Consider the following 13,623-nt stretch of genomic DNA (forward strand, 5'->3'; position numbering starts at 1 on the left):
CAGAAGATCGCAGCCTTCGGCAGCTCCTACAGAGATCACATACGTTTTATTTGGCCAGCGGCCAAAACCGCTCCCCACCCCCCGGCGCATCCGTCCACGCCTGTAACGACCGTGTCGGCAGATCGAAGTAATCCCGCGTGCGCGCATAGCCATGCCCGCCCATGCGTCCGATGGCGTCGAGCCCCAGTTGATCGATGTACAGGGTTTTCGGGTCGATCAGTTCGTCCCGCACATGGGCCATCAGCACTTCACCGAAGATGATCTCCCGGGATTGGCCGATGGACAGGGCCATCATCCGCCGGCACTCCAGCGCCACCGGGGCTTCGCCGATGCGCGGGCATTTGACCGTGGTGCCGGGGATGGCGGTGAGGCCGGCGGCGGTCAGTTCATCGAAGCCGGGGGCGAAGGGCACGGCGCAGACGTTCATGGCTTCCACCAGGGCATCGCTGACGATGTTCACGGTGAATTCCTGGTTGAGCTGAATGTTGCGGGTGGTGTCCTTGGGGCTTTGGTCGCCGTAGTTTTCCACGCCCAGGGCGAGGATGGGTGGATCGGCCGACAGCGCATTGAAGAAGCTGAACGGCGCCGCGTTGACCCGGCCTTCGCCGTCGACGGTGGTGACCAGGGCGATCGGCCGTGGCACGACGCTGCCGATCAGGATCTTGTACTTGTCCCGTGGGCTCAATGTGCTGAAGTCGAAGCTTTGCATGGGCAGAAATCTCTAGAGAAGTGGATCAATCGCGCTCAGTGGCGAATGTGCGCTGTAGTCGTCGGCGAACGGGATGGCGGGCTGAAACAGGCTCTTCCAGTCCGGTTGGCCAAAGGCCCGGTCACTGTGGCTGCGCATCAGTTTTTCGAATTGGCGTTGGGCCTGGCGTTGCAGGGCGGGGTAGTCGACGCCCTCGACCTGGCCGTCCTGCATCACGCAACGGCCGTCGATGTAGCTGGCGATGCAGTCATCACCGCGCCCGGCCAGCACCAGATTTTTCAACGGATCGAAGAGAGGTCCCAGGTGCATCCCGCGCAGGTTGAACACGGTGATGTCGGCCTTGCAGCCCGGTGCCAGGCGGCCGAGATCGTTGCGGCCCAGTGCCTTGGCACCGCCGAGGGTCGCGGCGTTGTATAGGTCCAGCGTGCTGGTCAGCTCGTTGCCACCCTCCATCAGGCGAGCGATGTTCAATCCCTGGCGCATGTTGTCCAGCAAGTCCGCCGGCCAGGTGTCGGTGCCCAGGGCGAAGTTGATGCCCTTGGCCCGATAGCGGCCAAACGAATTCAGCGCCTCGCCGTCCCGGGCAAACACCACGGGGCAATGCACCAGGCTTGCACCGCCGTCCACCAGCCGTTGCAGGTCGTCATCGCCTCGGGTGTAGATGCCGTGGGGCAGCAGGCTGCGCGGGGTCAAAAGCCCAAGCTGCTGCAACCAGCCCAATGACGAGGTGCCGCGAAGTTGCTCGACCATCGTCACCTCGCCGAGGCCCTGGCAGCAGTGCAAGCGCATCGGTGCGTTCAGTTCCCGACTCAGCGCGGCGGTGCGTTGCAGCAGCGCCGGGGTACAGGTCTGGATGCGATCGGGCAGCAGCGCGCCGCGAATCAGACCGCTGTTCGCACCGTCGAAATCCCGGAAAAACCGTTCGGCGGCATCGAGGCCGGCCATGCCCCGGGCTTCGTCCCAGTGGTGCGCAAGGGTTCCATCGGTGCGCGAGTAACTCATGCCGCTCATGTAGCAAGGGCCGAGGTAAGTGCGTAGCCCCAACTCGGCCACCACACCGGCTACCGCTGCAAATTCGTCATAGGTCTCGGCCCATTCGCGGTAGTACATCGAGGTGATCGGCATGGCGGTGGTTATGCCGTTGCGGATCAGCTGGGTGAAGGCGTAGCGGTATTTGAAGACTTCCTCTTCGGGGCTGTAGCTTTCCCGCGATCCACGCGCCAGATACTGCGCCGACCACATTCGGCCCATGGCGCGCTCGTCGCCGTTATCCAGGGTCAGCACCGTGGAATCGAGATCGCCCAAGGCATCCAGATCGATGAAGCCGGGGCCGATCAACGCGTTGCCGTAATCGATCCACCGATCCACCGGCCCCGGATAACCGCGCCCGACAAACTCGATGCGCGAGCCTGTGAACACCACTTCGCCGTCGCGCCACAGCACATGCTGCGTGCCGTCGAAGCCGACTACGCAACTGGCCCGCAAGCCGATGCGCTTCACAGACGGCTTTCCAGCAAACGGCCACCCGTAGCAATTAACCGACCTGCGCGATAGACCTGACGCAGCGGTCGCGAAACCACGGCTTCGCCCAGCGTTTGCACCGGCATCAGCAGGAAGTCCGCCGGCTGGCCGATCTCCAGGCGATTGGCTTCGCAACCCAGCGCCTGGGCGCCGTTGACGGTCGCCGCTTCGAACGCCGCCGCCAGTTCTTCGTCCTTGTTCAAATCGAAACGGAACGCCAGCAACATCGCCCGTTCCAGCATGTCGCCGTTGCCCATGGGCGACCAGGCATCACGAATGCCGTCCGAGCCCAGGCACACATTCACGCCGGTTTCGCGCAAGGCCATGAATGGCGGCACCGCGCAATCGGCCGGGGCCGAGCTCATCAGCGAAATACCCAGCGCCGCCAGGCGCTCGGCCACCGGTTTGACCTGGCTCCACGGCAACATCCCCAGGCAATACGCGTGGCTGATCATCACCCGGCCCTGGCGGCCGTAGCGCTTGGTGTAATCGGCGATCAGCGCGATCTGCCACAGGCCCAGTTCACCCTTGTCATGCAGGTGAATGTCGACGCCCCGGTCGAACTCGCTGGCCAGTTTGAAGACGAAATCCAGTTGTGCGATGGGGTCGTTGTCGATGCCGCACGGGTCCAGTCCACCGACGTTTTCCACACCCAGGGCCATGGCTTCGCGCATCAGTTCGGCGGTGCCGGGGCGACTGATCAGGCCGGTCTGCGGGAACACCACCAGTTGCAGGTCGATCAGGTCGCGGTATTTTTCGCGCAGTTGCTGCATGGCCTCGACATGACGCAGGCCGAACTCCGGATCGATGTCGACGTGGCAACGCATGGTCAGCGAGCCACGGGCGATGCAGTTTTCCAGCAGGGCACCGGCCCGTTGCGCAATCGGTGTGGTGACTTCGCGCAGGATGCGCCGTTCGTTGGCAATGTAGTCCTTGAGGGTCGGGCCGGCGCTGTTGGGGCGCCAGGGTTGACCCCAGAGGGTTTTGTCCAGGTGCACGTGGCTTTCCACCAGGGCGGGGGTGAGCAACTGGTTCTGGCCGTCGATGTCGGTGGCGAGCAGCTCGGTGGTCGAGGCCGGGCGGCGTTGGCTGAAGCAGCCGTTTTCGATCAGCAGGTCTTCGGCGGTTGAGCCGTAGGGGCGCACGTTGCGCAGCCAGCGGGGTTGGGTCATACAAAAACCTCAATATCGGTGTTGTGTGGGAGGGCCTCTTCGCGAGCAGGCTCGCTCCTACAGTGGATCTTCGGCGTTCACAAAATCCCTGTAGGAGCGAGCCTGCTCGCGATGGCCGCAACTCGGTTTCAAGTCGAACAATTACCCCTTGAGCTTGGCCCAGATCCGGTCCTGCAGTTCCCGCGCCTTGTTGCTGCATTCCTTTTCCGGGCGCAGGCGCGAGGCGAACTCGTCGGGCATGTTGATGGCGTCCATCACTCGCCACTTGGCGTCGATCAGCTTGTCGCTCTGGATGCCGTTGGCGTAGGCGATGGCGTTGGACACGGCGGCGGCGTTTTCCGGTTTCATCATCCAGTCGATGAAGATCTTCGCGTTGCCGGGGTGTGGTGCGCTTTTCGGTACGGCGAAGTTGTCCTGGAACATCGCCAGGCCTTCCTTCGGATACACGTACTTGATGGTGCTCTTCTGCAAGGTGGCCCGCGCTGTAGAACCGTTCCAGTTCTGCATCATGATCACTTCACCGGAGGCCATGCGGTCGACGGTGTTGTCCGAGCTGTACATCTTCAGGAAGGGTTTCTGTTTTTGCAGCAGTTCGAGGATGCGCTTGGCGTCCTGCGGGTTTTCGCTGCATTCGTCGACATTCAGGTAGTGGCTGGCGGCGTTGATCACGCTGCTGGAGGTGTCGAGGGCGGCGAGCTGGCCTTGCAGTTCCTTGCGCGGCTCGAAGAACTCTTTCCACGAGTCGTCGAGCTTGCCGCCGGGCACCCGGGCGCTGTCATAGGAGAACCCGGTGGTGCCCCACAGGTACGGCGCCGAGAACTTGCGACCGGGGTCGAAGCTCGGGTCGCGGAACGCCGGTTTGACGTACTGGAAGTTGGGCAGGGCCGAGGCGTCGATTTCCAGCAGCAGGTCTTGATTGATCAGGGTGCGCATGATCGATTGCGATGGCACGATCACGTCGTACGCCGCACCACCGGCCTGTAACTTGGCCAGCAGGGTTTCGTTGCTGTCGTAGCCGTCCATGGTGACCTTGATCCCGGTCTCCTTTTCGAACTTGGCCAGCAGGTCGACCGGGTAGTAGTCGGTCCAGTTGTAGAAGAACAGTTCCTTGGGCTCGGCGGCCTGGGCGGTGAAAACGGTGAAGCAACTGAGGGCCAGACCGGCGACGCTGTAACGCATGCTTTTCAGGATCATTGTTAACGCTCCAGGCTCATTGTTGTTTGCCGCGCTGTCCCAGCCAGAAGGCCAGCACCACCAGCACGATGGAAATCACCAGCATCAGGGTCGAGATCGCGTTGATCTCCGGCGTCACGCCGGCCTTGATGGCCGAGAAGATGTACACCGGCAAGGTGGTCGAACCAGGACCTGCGACGAAGAAGGTCATGATGAAATCGTCGAGACTGACCACGAACGCCAACACCGAACCGGACAGCACCGCCGGCCACAGCAGCGGCAGGGTCACCCGGCGAAACACCTGCCAGGGGTTGGCATACAGGTCGTTCGCCGCTTCCAGCAGGCTCTTGTCCAGGTCGTTGAGCCGCGCACGGATTGGCAGGTAAGCGAAGGGAATGCAGAAGCCGATGTGGGCGACGATGACCGTCAGCAAACCGAGCTTGATCCCCAGCGCCATGAACAGCAGCAGGGTGGCGACGGCGGTGACGATCTCCGGCAGGATCAGCGGCAGGTTGATTCCGCCCTCGACCATTTTCTGCCCGTAGAACGGCCGATAAGTCGCCAATGCCGCGAGCAATGCAATGGCTGTGGCACAGACCGTGGCGATGCTGGCGACGATGATCGAGTTCAGCGCCGCGGTCTGGATCGATGGGTTGGCCAGGATGCGTCCGTACCAGGCGAACGAGAACTCGGTCCACACCGTCGCCGAGCGGTTGGCGTTGAAGCTGTAGGCGATCAGCACGAAAATCGGCAGGTACAGATAGGCCAGCATCAGCAGGCTGACTTCACGGGTCAGGGGCAGTTTCTTCAGGTGCAGGGCGATCATGCTTGGGCTCCTGGGCGTTGGGTCTTGGCGGCATTGCGGCTATAGAGGGCGTAGAGCACCAGGGACAGCAACATGATCCCCAGCAACAGGAACGACAGCGAACTGCCCAGCGGCCAGTTGCGCGCGGTGCCGAATTGCTGCTGGATCAGGTTGCCGATCATCAGCGTCTTGCCGCCGCCGAGGATCGCCGGGGTAATGAAGGCACCCAGGCTCGGTACGAACACCAGCAAGGCACCTGCGATCACGCCCGGCATCGACAGCGGCAGGATGATCCGGCGCAACGCGTGCCAGCGGTTGGCACCCAGGTCGTAGGCGGCTTCTACCAGGCGCCAGTCGAGTTTTTCCAGGGTCGAGTAGATCGGCAGGATCATGAACGGCAGGAAGCTGTAGACCAGGCCGACGCTGACCGCGAAGTCGTTGTAGAGCAGGGTGATGCCCCCGGCTTGCGGCAACAGCGCGTTGAGGCTCTGGGCAATCCAGCCGTGTTCGCGCAGGATGATCAGCCACGCATAGTTGCGGATCAGCAGGTTGGTCCAGAACGGGATGGTGATCAGCAACACCATCAGGTTGCGTCGGCGGGGCGTCAGGCTCGACATCCACAGCGCCACCGGGAAGCCGAACAGGAAACACAGGACCGTGGTGCCACCGGCCTGGAACACCGAGCGGATCAGTGCCTGGGCGTAGACCCAGTTCAGTTCCAGTTCACCGTCGAAACCTTCCTGGAAAAACAGCTGAACGTAACTTTGCAATTGCCAGTTGGCCTGCCAGTCGACGCCACCATAGACGTTGCGTGGCAACAGGCTGATGTAGCCCATGATGCCCAGCGGAATGGCGATCAGGGCCAGCAGGGTCAGGAGCACCGGGCTGAGCAGCAGCGCACGGTTGAGGGCTGGAGAAGTGCTGCTGACGCTCATCTCAGGCCTCCATCAACAGGCAGGCGTGTGGCGGCAGGTTGACCGCGACGCGATCACCCACCACCCGGCCGTGGTTCAGGCCTTCGTTGTTCTCGCGCAGCATGACCTTGATGTCGTTGTTCAGGCGGCATTGGTAGAGCGTGGCCGTGCCGACATACAGCACGGCTTCGATCACGCCGCGCAGGTGATGGGGCTGCGTCGGCTCGACCAGTTGCGAACGCTCGGGGCGGAACGCCAGTTGCACCTTGCTGCCGTCAAAGCCCTGGGCCAGGCAGGGGATTTCCACGGGCATGCCGTTGGGCACGAAGAGCTTTTCGTTCTGCTGGCCGCGCTTGATGTGGCCGGGGAGGAAGTTGATGTCGCCGATGAATTGCGCGACGAACTGGTGTTGCGGCCGTTCGTAGATCTCGTTGGGCGTGCCGATTTGCAGGATCTTGCCGGCGGACATCACGGCAATGCGATCGGACAGGGTCAGCGCCTCTTCCTGATCGTGGGTGACGAAAATGAAGGTGATCCCGGCTTCTTTCTGCACACGCTTGAGTTCGACCTGCATTTCCTTGCGCAGCTTGAGGTCCAGGGCCGACAGCGGTTCATCCAGCAACAGCACTTTGGGTTTCGGTGCCAGGGCCCGGGCCAGAGCCACCCGTTGCTGTTGCCCGCCGGACAGTTCGGCCGGTTTGCGCCTGGCCAGGTGCTGCATTTGCACCAGCGCGAGCATTTCCTCGACACGCTGCGCAATCAGCTTGCGATCAAGGCCCTGCATCTCGAGGCCGAAGGCGATATTCTGCGCAACACTCATGTGCGGAAACAGCGCGTAACTCTGGAACACCGTGTTGACCCGACGCTTGAACGGCGGCAAATCGTTGACCGGCTCGCCCGCGAGGCGAATCACACCGTCGCTGACGTGCTCGAAGCCGGCAATGGTGCGCAGCAAGGTGGTTTTGCCGCAGCCGGAGGGGCCGAGCAGGGTGAAGAATTCGTTGTCGGCAATGTCGACCGAGACGTTATCGAGGGCGGGTGCCAGCCCCGGATCGTCGGAATATCGCTTTGAGACGTTTCGCACTTCGATTGCTGTTGGATGACCCATTATGGTGCATTCCTCTAATTATTGTATGCAAAATCTGGATGCAATTTAGAAATACCCGGATTAATCTGCCCGTGCAAGCCCCTTTTTCAAAGGCTGTTCACTCGCCAGGGTTGGTTGCACAGGGCGCGAGGAGTTGATGAATGACGGAAAAGAAACTGGAAACCACGGTCGACCGCGTCTACCAAGGGGTTTACGAGGCGATCAGCAAACGCTCGTTGCGTCCGGGCATGAAACTCGGCGAAGCCTCACTGGCCGAGCTTTTCAATGTCAGCCGCACGTCCGTTCGGGCCGCGCTCAAGCAATTGGAGGCCGATGGACTGGTCACCACCGAGCCCAATAAAGGTGCATCGGTGTCGTTGCCGAGTGACGAAGAGATCCGCTCGTTGTTCGAAACCCGGCGTTTGATCGAGATCGGTATCGTCAGCGAACTGTGCCGTCGGCGTGATACAGCGGTGACCCAGGACCTGCGCGATCATTTGCTGCTGGAAGATGAAGCGCATCAGAGCGGTGATCACGAACGGCTGATTCACCTGCTCGGCGAGTTCCACATCAAGCTGGCCCGCAGCCTGAACAACCCGGTGTTGCTCGACTGGTTCCAAAAGCTGATTTCCCGGGCGTCGCTGTATGCCGCCGCACTGGATGACGACAGTCACGAGGCCTGCCGCGACGACGAACACCTGCGGCTGATCGAGTACATCGAGGCGGGCAACCAGAGCGCGGCCATCGAGCTGACCTGCATGCACTTGAATGGCATCGAGAAGGCCATTCTGGATGTCGCGGCAACCCTGAAAAGCAGTTACAACCCGCTAAAGCATTTGATTGAGGTGTAGGAGCTGCCGAAGGCTGCGATCTTTTGATCTTGTTGTTAAAAGTCAAAGTCAAAAGATCGCAGCCTGCGGCAGCTCCTACAGGGGGCACCAATTTCATCGCATCAGCTATACCTCTATGAAACGAATAGCGTGCAGGATGCTCGAAACAAACGGGTGCAATTTACCGGGATTGAGCCAGCCGATGCAGTTTCTAGCGGATAGCCACGGGTGTGCCGGGTGGAACGGTGAAATGGCCGGGCGCATCCGTGCGTTCGACTGGAGCCGGACCGAACTTGGCCCACTCGACTCATGGTCGAAGAGCCTCAGCAGTGCGGTGCAGTTGATGCTTGCCTCGCCGTTGCCGATGGTGATGCTCTGGGGGCAGTCGGGGTACATGATCTACAACGACGCCTATTCGAAATTCGCCGGTGGGCGTCATCCCTATCTGCTGGGGTCCACGGTGGAGCTGGGTTGGCCAGAAGTCGCCGAATTCAATCGCCACGTAGTCGACACCTGCCTGGCGGGCGGCACCTTGTCCTATCGCAACAAAGAACTGGTGCTGCTGCGTGACGGGGTTCCGGAACATGTCTGGATGGACCTCTACTACAGCCCGGTGGCTGATGATGACGGACATCCGGCCGGGGTCATGTCCATGGTGGTGGAAACCACGGAGCGGGTGATATCCGAGCACCGGCGACAAGTGGCTGAAGACGCTTATCGTGCGGATAACGAGCGGGTGCGCCTGGCATTGAACGCCGGTGCCTTGCTCGGTTCCTTTGTCTGGGACATCAAGACCAACGTGTTGTCGGGTGATGAGCGATTCGCTCGCACGTTCTCTTATCCACCCGGGCAAGACTTGGGCAATCTGTCACAGGAGATCGTCGAAGGGCGGATCCATCCGGACGACCGCAGCTGGGTCCAGGAACGGGTCACACTGTCGGTCGAGACGGGCGAACCCTACAACGTCGAGTACCGGATCCGGCGTCCCGACGGCAGTTACTTCTGGGTGCTCGCCAGCGGTTGCTGTGAATTCGATGAGCAAGGCGAGGCATTTCGTTTCCCTGGTGTGCTGATCGATATTCACGAACGCAAGACCGCCGAAGAATCCCTGCTCAAGTTCACCCGCAACCTGGAGCAGCGGGTGGCCGATGAGGTCGAGGCGCGGCTGGCGGCGGAAGAACAACTGCGCCAGTCACAGAAACTCGAAGCCATCGGTGGCCTCACCGGCGGTGTGGCCCATGACTTCAACAACCTGTTGCAAGTGATCGCTGGCAACCTGCACCTGTTGGCACGCCATGAGCCGAATAACCCCAATGTGCAACGCCGGGTCTCGGCGTCGATTGCCGCGGTCGAGCGCGGTGCCAAGCTGTCCTCGCAATTGCTTGCATTCGCCCGTCGCCAACCGTTGTCGCCTGCGGTCTTCACGTTGCGGCAGATTTTCGATGGCCTGGCGGAGCTGTTGCAACGTGCCTTGGGTGAAACCCTTCAGGTGCACATGGCAGCGCCTGAGGATTCCTGGAATGTGTTTGTCGATCGCAATCAACTGGAAAACGCCATTCTCAACCTGGCGATCAATGCCCGGGACGCCATGCAGGGTGAGGGGACCATTGATCTTTGCGCGGACAACATCGTCCTGGGTCGCCAATTTTGCGCCGGCAAGGGCATTGCTGCCGGGGACTATGTACGGGTGTCCGTGGCGGACACCGGCGTCGGCATGCCGCCGCAGGTGCTGGCCCAGGCGTTCGAGCCATTCTTCACCACCAAGGCCGACGGTCAGGGCACCGGATTGGGCTTGAGTATGGTGTTTGGTTTCGTCAAACAGAGTGGCGGTCATATCGAAATTGCCAGCGACGTGGGGCAGGGGACTCGGGTCCAGTTGTACTTCCCGCGCACCTTGCGCGCGCCACCCAGTGAAACGCCGGGCCCTGATGTGCCGCAACGGGGCGGGTACGAACGCATCCTGGTGGTCGAAGACAATGAGGCCGTGCGGGTGTCGGTGGTGGAATTGTTGCGTGAAGAGGGCTATCAGATCCTCACGGCCACTAACGGTGACGTAGCCATGCAAATGTTGCTGGAAGGGCTGGCGGTGGACCTGATATTCACCGACGTGGTCATGCCCGGCCTGATCAAGAGTTCGGACCTGGCGGCCTGGGCGAAAGTGCAGGAACCACCGGTGGCCGTGCTGTTCACCTCGGGGCATACCCGCGACATCATCTCGCGCAATCACCAGCTCAGCCCCGACACCCACCTGCTGAGCAAACCCTACAATCCCGAAGCACTCAGGCAAATGGTACGCACGGTGCTTAACGGCTGAAACCAGTGGAGGCGCGGGTGCAGGCAAAGGTTTTATCGCCTGTGCGACAGGACGACGAACGGACGCCGCTGGTCTGACAGGTGGTCGACAGAACGGGCTAACCGAGGCCATTCTGATAGTTGGTGAACGCAATTGATCGCGTTTCGCTGCCGATCAACAAACGGAGGTGTTCCATGCCGGTGCCCCATGACCTTTATCAGGATCTGAAACGCTCAAAGGAAGAAGTCCAGCAGAAACGCACCAAGGATCCGTTACTGGATTCACTGCTTAACAAGTATTCCCAGGCGGATGCCGAAGTGGTGAAAGCAGAGGAGGCCAAGTCCAACGATGACACGGTAAGGAAACTCAAGGAGGCTCGCCTGCTGGTCAAGGACAAGATCGTCAAGCAACTGGGCTCGACATCCTGACCCAGCGTGCTGCCACCGACGAGCGGTGGCCGGAAAGTTGGAACGGCAACCAGAACCGGCACCTCGAATGCTCAGAGACCAATGTTACGGCTCTCAACGAGGTGCCTCATGACCCAGCCCGAATATCCCAGTGAACAACAGGGTGCCTACGACCCTATACCCACTCATCCCGAACCGCTGAGCCCCGAACACACCACGGTCAATCCCGAGGAAGAGCCGGGCATTGATGAATGTCCGGAAGATGAAGGTGTTGACTCGGACACCGAGTGAACGCTGTCCCTGTGGGAGCGAGCCTGCTTGCGAAGACATCAGCACAGTCAACACCACTGGTGACTGCCCGTCCGCGATCGCGAGCAGGCTCGCTCCCACAGGGGGGCTTCGGTGAATTCAGGAAGGGGGACTGCTCATTGCAATGCCTTGCTCAACGGCAAACGCACCATGTTCTGCGCTTTCAGCGAACCGAAATACAACCAATCCCCATACTCGCGCACTGTGGTGATCGGTGAGTAGTTGTCGCTGCTGCCGTCCTGCAGGTTGGCAATCACTTTGCCCTCAAGGTCCAGACCCAGGGCAAACCCGCGATTTTCCACGGGTTTGGGCAAGACAGTCATGGCCCGCACGATCATCTTGCGCACGAACGGATGTGCAGCCGTGCCATCGAGCAAGGCGTTTCGGGGGGCATACAGTGCCACCCAGAACCGGTCGTGACCATTGAACGACAGATTGTCCGGCAGCCCCGGCAGGTTGTCGATGAACAGGTCATGGGTGCCGGCCTTCGGACCGCTGAGCCAATAACGGCTGATGCGGTAGGCCCCGGTTTCATTGACCAGTACATAGGCATCGTCCGGCCCCAGGGTCACACCGTTGGCAAACTCCAGCTTATCCAGCACAACCGACGTTTTGCCGGTCTGGAAGTCGTAACGCAGCAGTCGACCGTCGCCGCCGTGTTCGAGCACGGCCTCACCGTCGTGGCCATAACCAAAGCGGCTCGAAGCATCGCTGAAATAAGCGTAGTGACCGGGTTTATCGATGGCCACATCGTCGGTAAAACCGAAGGGAACGCCGCCGGCCTCTGTGGTCAAGGCCACCAGACGCCCCTGGGCGTCGAGGGACAACAAACCTTTGACCGCATCGGCGATCACCAGCAGACCATTGGGATGCCGGGCCAGGCCCAGTGGCCGGCCACCGGTATCGGTCAGGACTTTGGTGGTCTTGCCATCCAGGCTCGTGCGGATCAGGCGACCGTCGTGCAGGCCGGTGATGAGCGTGTCGTTTTCCAGCAACAAGGCTTCCGGCCCGTCGATGTCGGCGGCACCGACGCGTTCCACCCCCTTGAGCCGCTGATTGTCGGCGTAGATTCCGCTGGTGAGGGACGGCGCAGGTTGTGGCGTCCAGGCCACCGGTCGCACTTTGGTCGGCATCAGCAGCAGGAAGGCGCCGATGACGACGATGGCCAGCAACAGACATTTGAAGGTTCTGCTCACGCGCCGACCCCCGTCGCCGCCAGATACTTCTGCGCCATGTCGCGCAACGCCAGCATCGACGCCGCCGATTCCCGATCGATGCGCCGCTTGAGCAACAACCGGTTGGCAATCCGCATCGCCAGACCGCTGAATTGATACTCCAGGGTCCGGACGAAACGCGTGTCGTTGCCCTCGGCATCGCATTCATAGGTCACCACCAGCGACAGGCCATGATCACCCTGGGCCCGGGCGCTCCAGCGCCGTCCGGGCAAGTACTCCGCTACCTCCCAGCGCAAGTGCCCGTCGCGGCCACCAGCGCGGATGTCCTCTTCGAAACGTGCGCCAGCATGCAACGGGCCTTTCGGCCCATCGATATGCAGCGACGACGGATGCCATTGCGGCCAAAGGGTCACGGTGCTGGCGTAGGCCAGTACATCGATCGGGTTTCCGGCAATGACAACCTGATGCTGCATGCGGGTCATGGGCGTTCTCGTAGGGTTGAGCTGCTCGGGTTCCGGTTCCCAGTAGAAGGTGCCGAACAGGTAGTCCATCAGCGGGAAAACGATGTTGAAATTACGCTCCTGCATCAGTTCGCGGCGGTGATGCAGTTCGTGCAACCGGCGCATCTGGCGGATCCACGGCAATCGTGTGACCCGGTTGTGCGACGGCAGATGCTCGCAGGCATGAAACACTTCGTAAGTCAGGTAACCGAGGACAAGAAGGCCGCCGACCAATCCGGCGACGTTGGTATTGATGTGCTTGAGCAGCCACCAGAGTGGCAGGGCGACGGCGAGGGTGTGCAGCACGATCAGCCATGCCGGAAACAGTATCACCCGCCAGTCGCGGGCGCTGTCGTAGGTCATGTGGCCGGGGGTGAAAAAGCTGTGGTGGTCGCCGGCGTGGCGGGCATAAAACAGCCGGGCGAAGCCCTTTCTATGATGACCCAGGTGGCGATGCACCCTGTACACGCCGAGGTTGAACAGCAGCAGCGTGACGGGCACCGCCAGCCATTCTGTTGGCCGCACCTGATGTACGGTGCTCCAGAAAGCGCTGATCGCCAGCGCCCCGAACAACAGGACAAAAGCGCCGTGCAGCCAAGGGTTGTAGAGCGGATGAATGTCGGCGCGGTAACGGCTGCGGAATCCTTCGGTGGTCTGCCTCACTGCAATCACCTGTCGTTTTTGTTATCTCTTTCAGATTAGCCGATCCCGGTGAATTGACGGGCCGA

General features: G+C 61.2%; 13 protein-coding genes. 4 read left to right on the forward strand and 9 right to left on the reverse strand.

Features of this window, described 5'->3' with window-relative positions; all coding sequences use genetic code 11:
- Positions 1-46: 46 nt before the first annotated feature.
- From AC1D19_RS18245 to AC1D19_RS18275, 7 genes are all read right to left on the reverse strand, one after another.
- Entirely contained in the window at positions 47-709 is a 663-nt protein-coding gene (locus AC1D19_RS18245) for a flavin reductase family protein (RefSeq protein WP_007995928.1), read from the reverse strand.
- Positions 710-721: 12 nt separating this feature from the next.
- Positions 722-2,209, reverse strand: coding sequence for an amidohydrolase family protein (locus tag AC1D19_RS18250; protein WP_477764015.1), 1,488 nt, complete (start codon positions 2,207-2,209; stop codon positions 722-724).
- Complete coding sequence (locus AC1D19_RS18255; protein ID WP_477764016.1) at positions 2,206-3,402, reverse strand: amidohydrolase family protein; 1,197 nt, start codon at positions 3,400-3,402, stop codon at positions 2,206-2,208. The genes AC1D19_RS18250 and AC1D19_RS18255 overlap by 4 nt, the downstream gene beginning before the upstream one ends.
- 141 nt (positions 3,403-3,543) lie before the next feature.
- Positions 3,544-4,596 (reverse strand): extracellular solute-binding protein, encoded by a 1,053-nt coding sequence (locus AC1D19_RS18260; protein ID WP_477764017.1) that lies wholly within the window; start codon positions 4,594-4,596, stop codon positions 3,544-3,546.
- Between the two features lie 16 nt (positions 4,597-4,612).
- Positions 4,613-5,401 carry an ABC transporter permease gene (locus AC1D19_RS18265; protein ID WP_007995935.1) on the reverse strand — a complete coding sequence of 263 codons (789 nt, stop codon included), beginning with the start codon at positions 5,399-5,401 and terminating at the stop codon, positions 4,613-4,615.
- The gene (locus AC1D19_RS18270; protein ID WP_477764018.1) at positions 5,398-6,315 is read right to left on the reverse strand and encodes an ABC transporter permease; all 918 of its coding nucleotides are present in this window, start codon (positions 6,313-6,315) and stop codon (positions 5,398-5,400) included. Before AC1D19_RS18270 ends, AC1D19_RS18265 begins: the two co-directional genes overlap by 4 nt.
- A 1-nt stretch (position 6,316) precedes the next feature.
- Complete coding sequence (locus tag AC1D19_RS18275; RefSeq protein ID WP_477755208.1) at positions 6,317-7,402, reverse strand: ABC transporter ATP-binding protein; 1,086 nt, start codon at positions 7,400-7,402, stop codon at positions 6,317-6,319.
- A gap of 140 nt (positions 7,403-7,542) precedes the next feature.
- Between AC1D19_RS18275 and AC1D19_RS18280 the strand changes: the two genes are divergently transcribed.
- The 4 genes from AC1D19_RS18280 (at position 7,543) to AC1D19_RS18295 (ending at position 11,202) form a co-directional block, all read left to right on the forward strand.
- Complete coding sequence (locus AC1D19_RS18280) at positions 7,543-8,232, forward strand: GntR family transcriptional regulator (protein WP_007987445.1); 690 nt, start codon at positions 7,543-7,545, stop codon at positions 8,230-8,232.
- A 181-nt stretch (positions 8,233-8,413) separates the two neighbouring features.
- Positions 8,414-10,525, forward strand: coding sequence for a hybrid sensor histidine kinase/response regulator (locus tag AC1D19_RS18285; RefSeq protein ID WP_477764019.1), 2,112 nt, complete (start codon positions 8,414-8,416; stop codon positions 10,523-10,525).
- Between the two features lie 173 nt (positions 10,526-10,698).
- Complete coding sequence (locus tag AC1D19_RS18290) at positions 10,699-10,932, forward strand: DUF465 domain-containing protein (protein ID WP_046038510.1); 234 nt, start codon at positions 10,699-10,701, stop codon at positions 10,930-10,932.
- A 108-nt stretch (positions 10,933-11,040) separates the two neighbouring features.
- On the forward strand, positions 11,041-11,202 hold the full coding sequence (locus AC1D19_RS18295) for a hypothetical protein (RefSeq protein WP_477755531.1): 162 nt from the start codon (positions 11,041-11,043) through the stop codon (positions 11,200-11,202).
- A 134-nt stretch (positions 11,203-11,336) separates the two neighbouring features.
- Here AC1D19_RS18295 and AC1D19_RS18300 read toward each other — a convergent pair whose 3' ends face one another.
- Positions 11,337-12,416 carry an SMP-30/gluconolactonase/LRE family protein gene (locus tag AC1D19_RS18300; protein WP_477764020.1) on the reverse strand — a complete coding sequence of 360 codons (1,080 nt, stop codon included), beginning with the start codon at positions 12,414-12,416 and terminating at the stop codon, positions 11,337-11,339.
- On the reverse strand, positions 12,413-13,558 hold the full coding sequence (locus AC1D19_RS18305; RefSeq protein WP_477764021.1) for a sterol desaturase/SRPBCC family protein: 1,146 nt from the start codon (positions 13,556-13,558) through the stop codon (positions 12,413-12,415). Before AC1D19_RS18305 ends, AC1D19_RS18300 begins: the two co-directional genes overlap by 4 nt.
- Positions 13,559-13,623: the final 65 nt, after the last annotated feature.

It is taken from the genome of Pseudomonas sp. P1_C12, assembly GCF_056406435.1.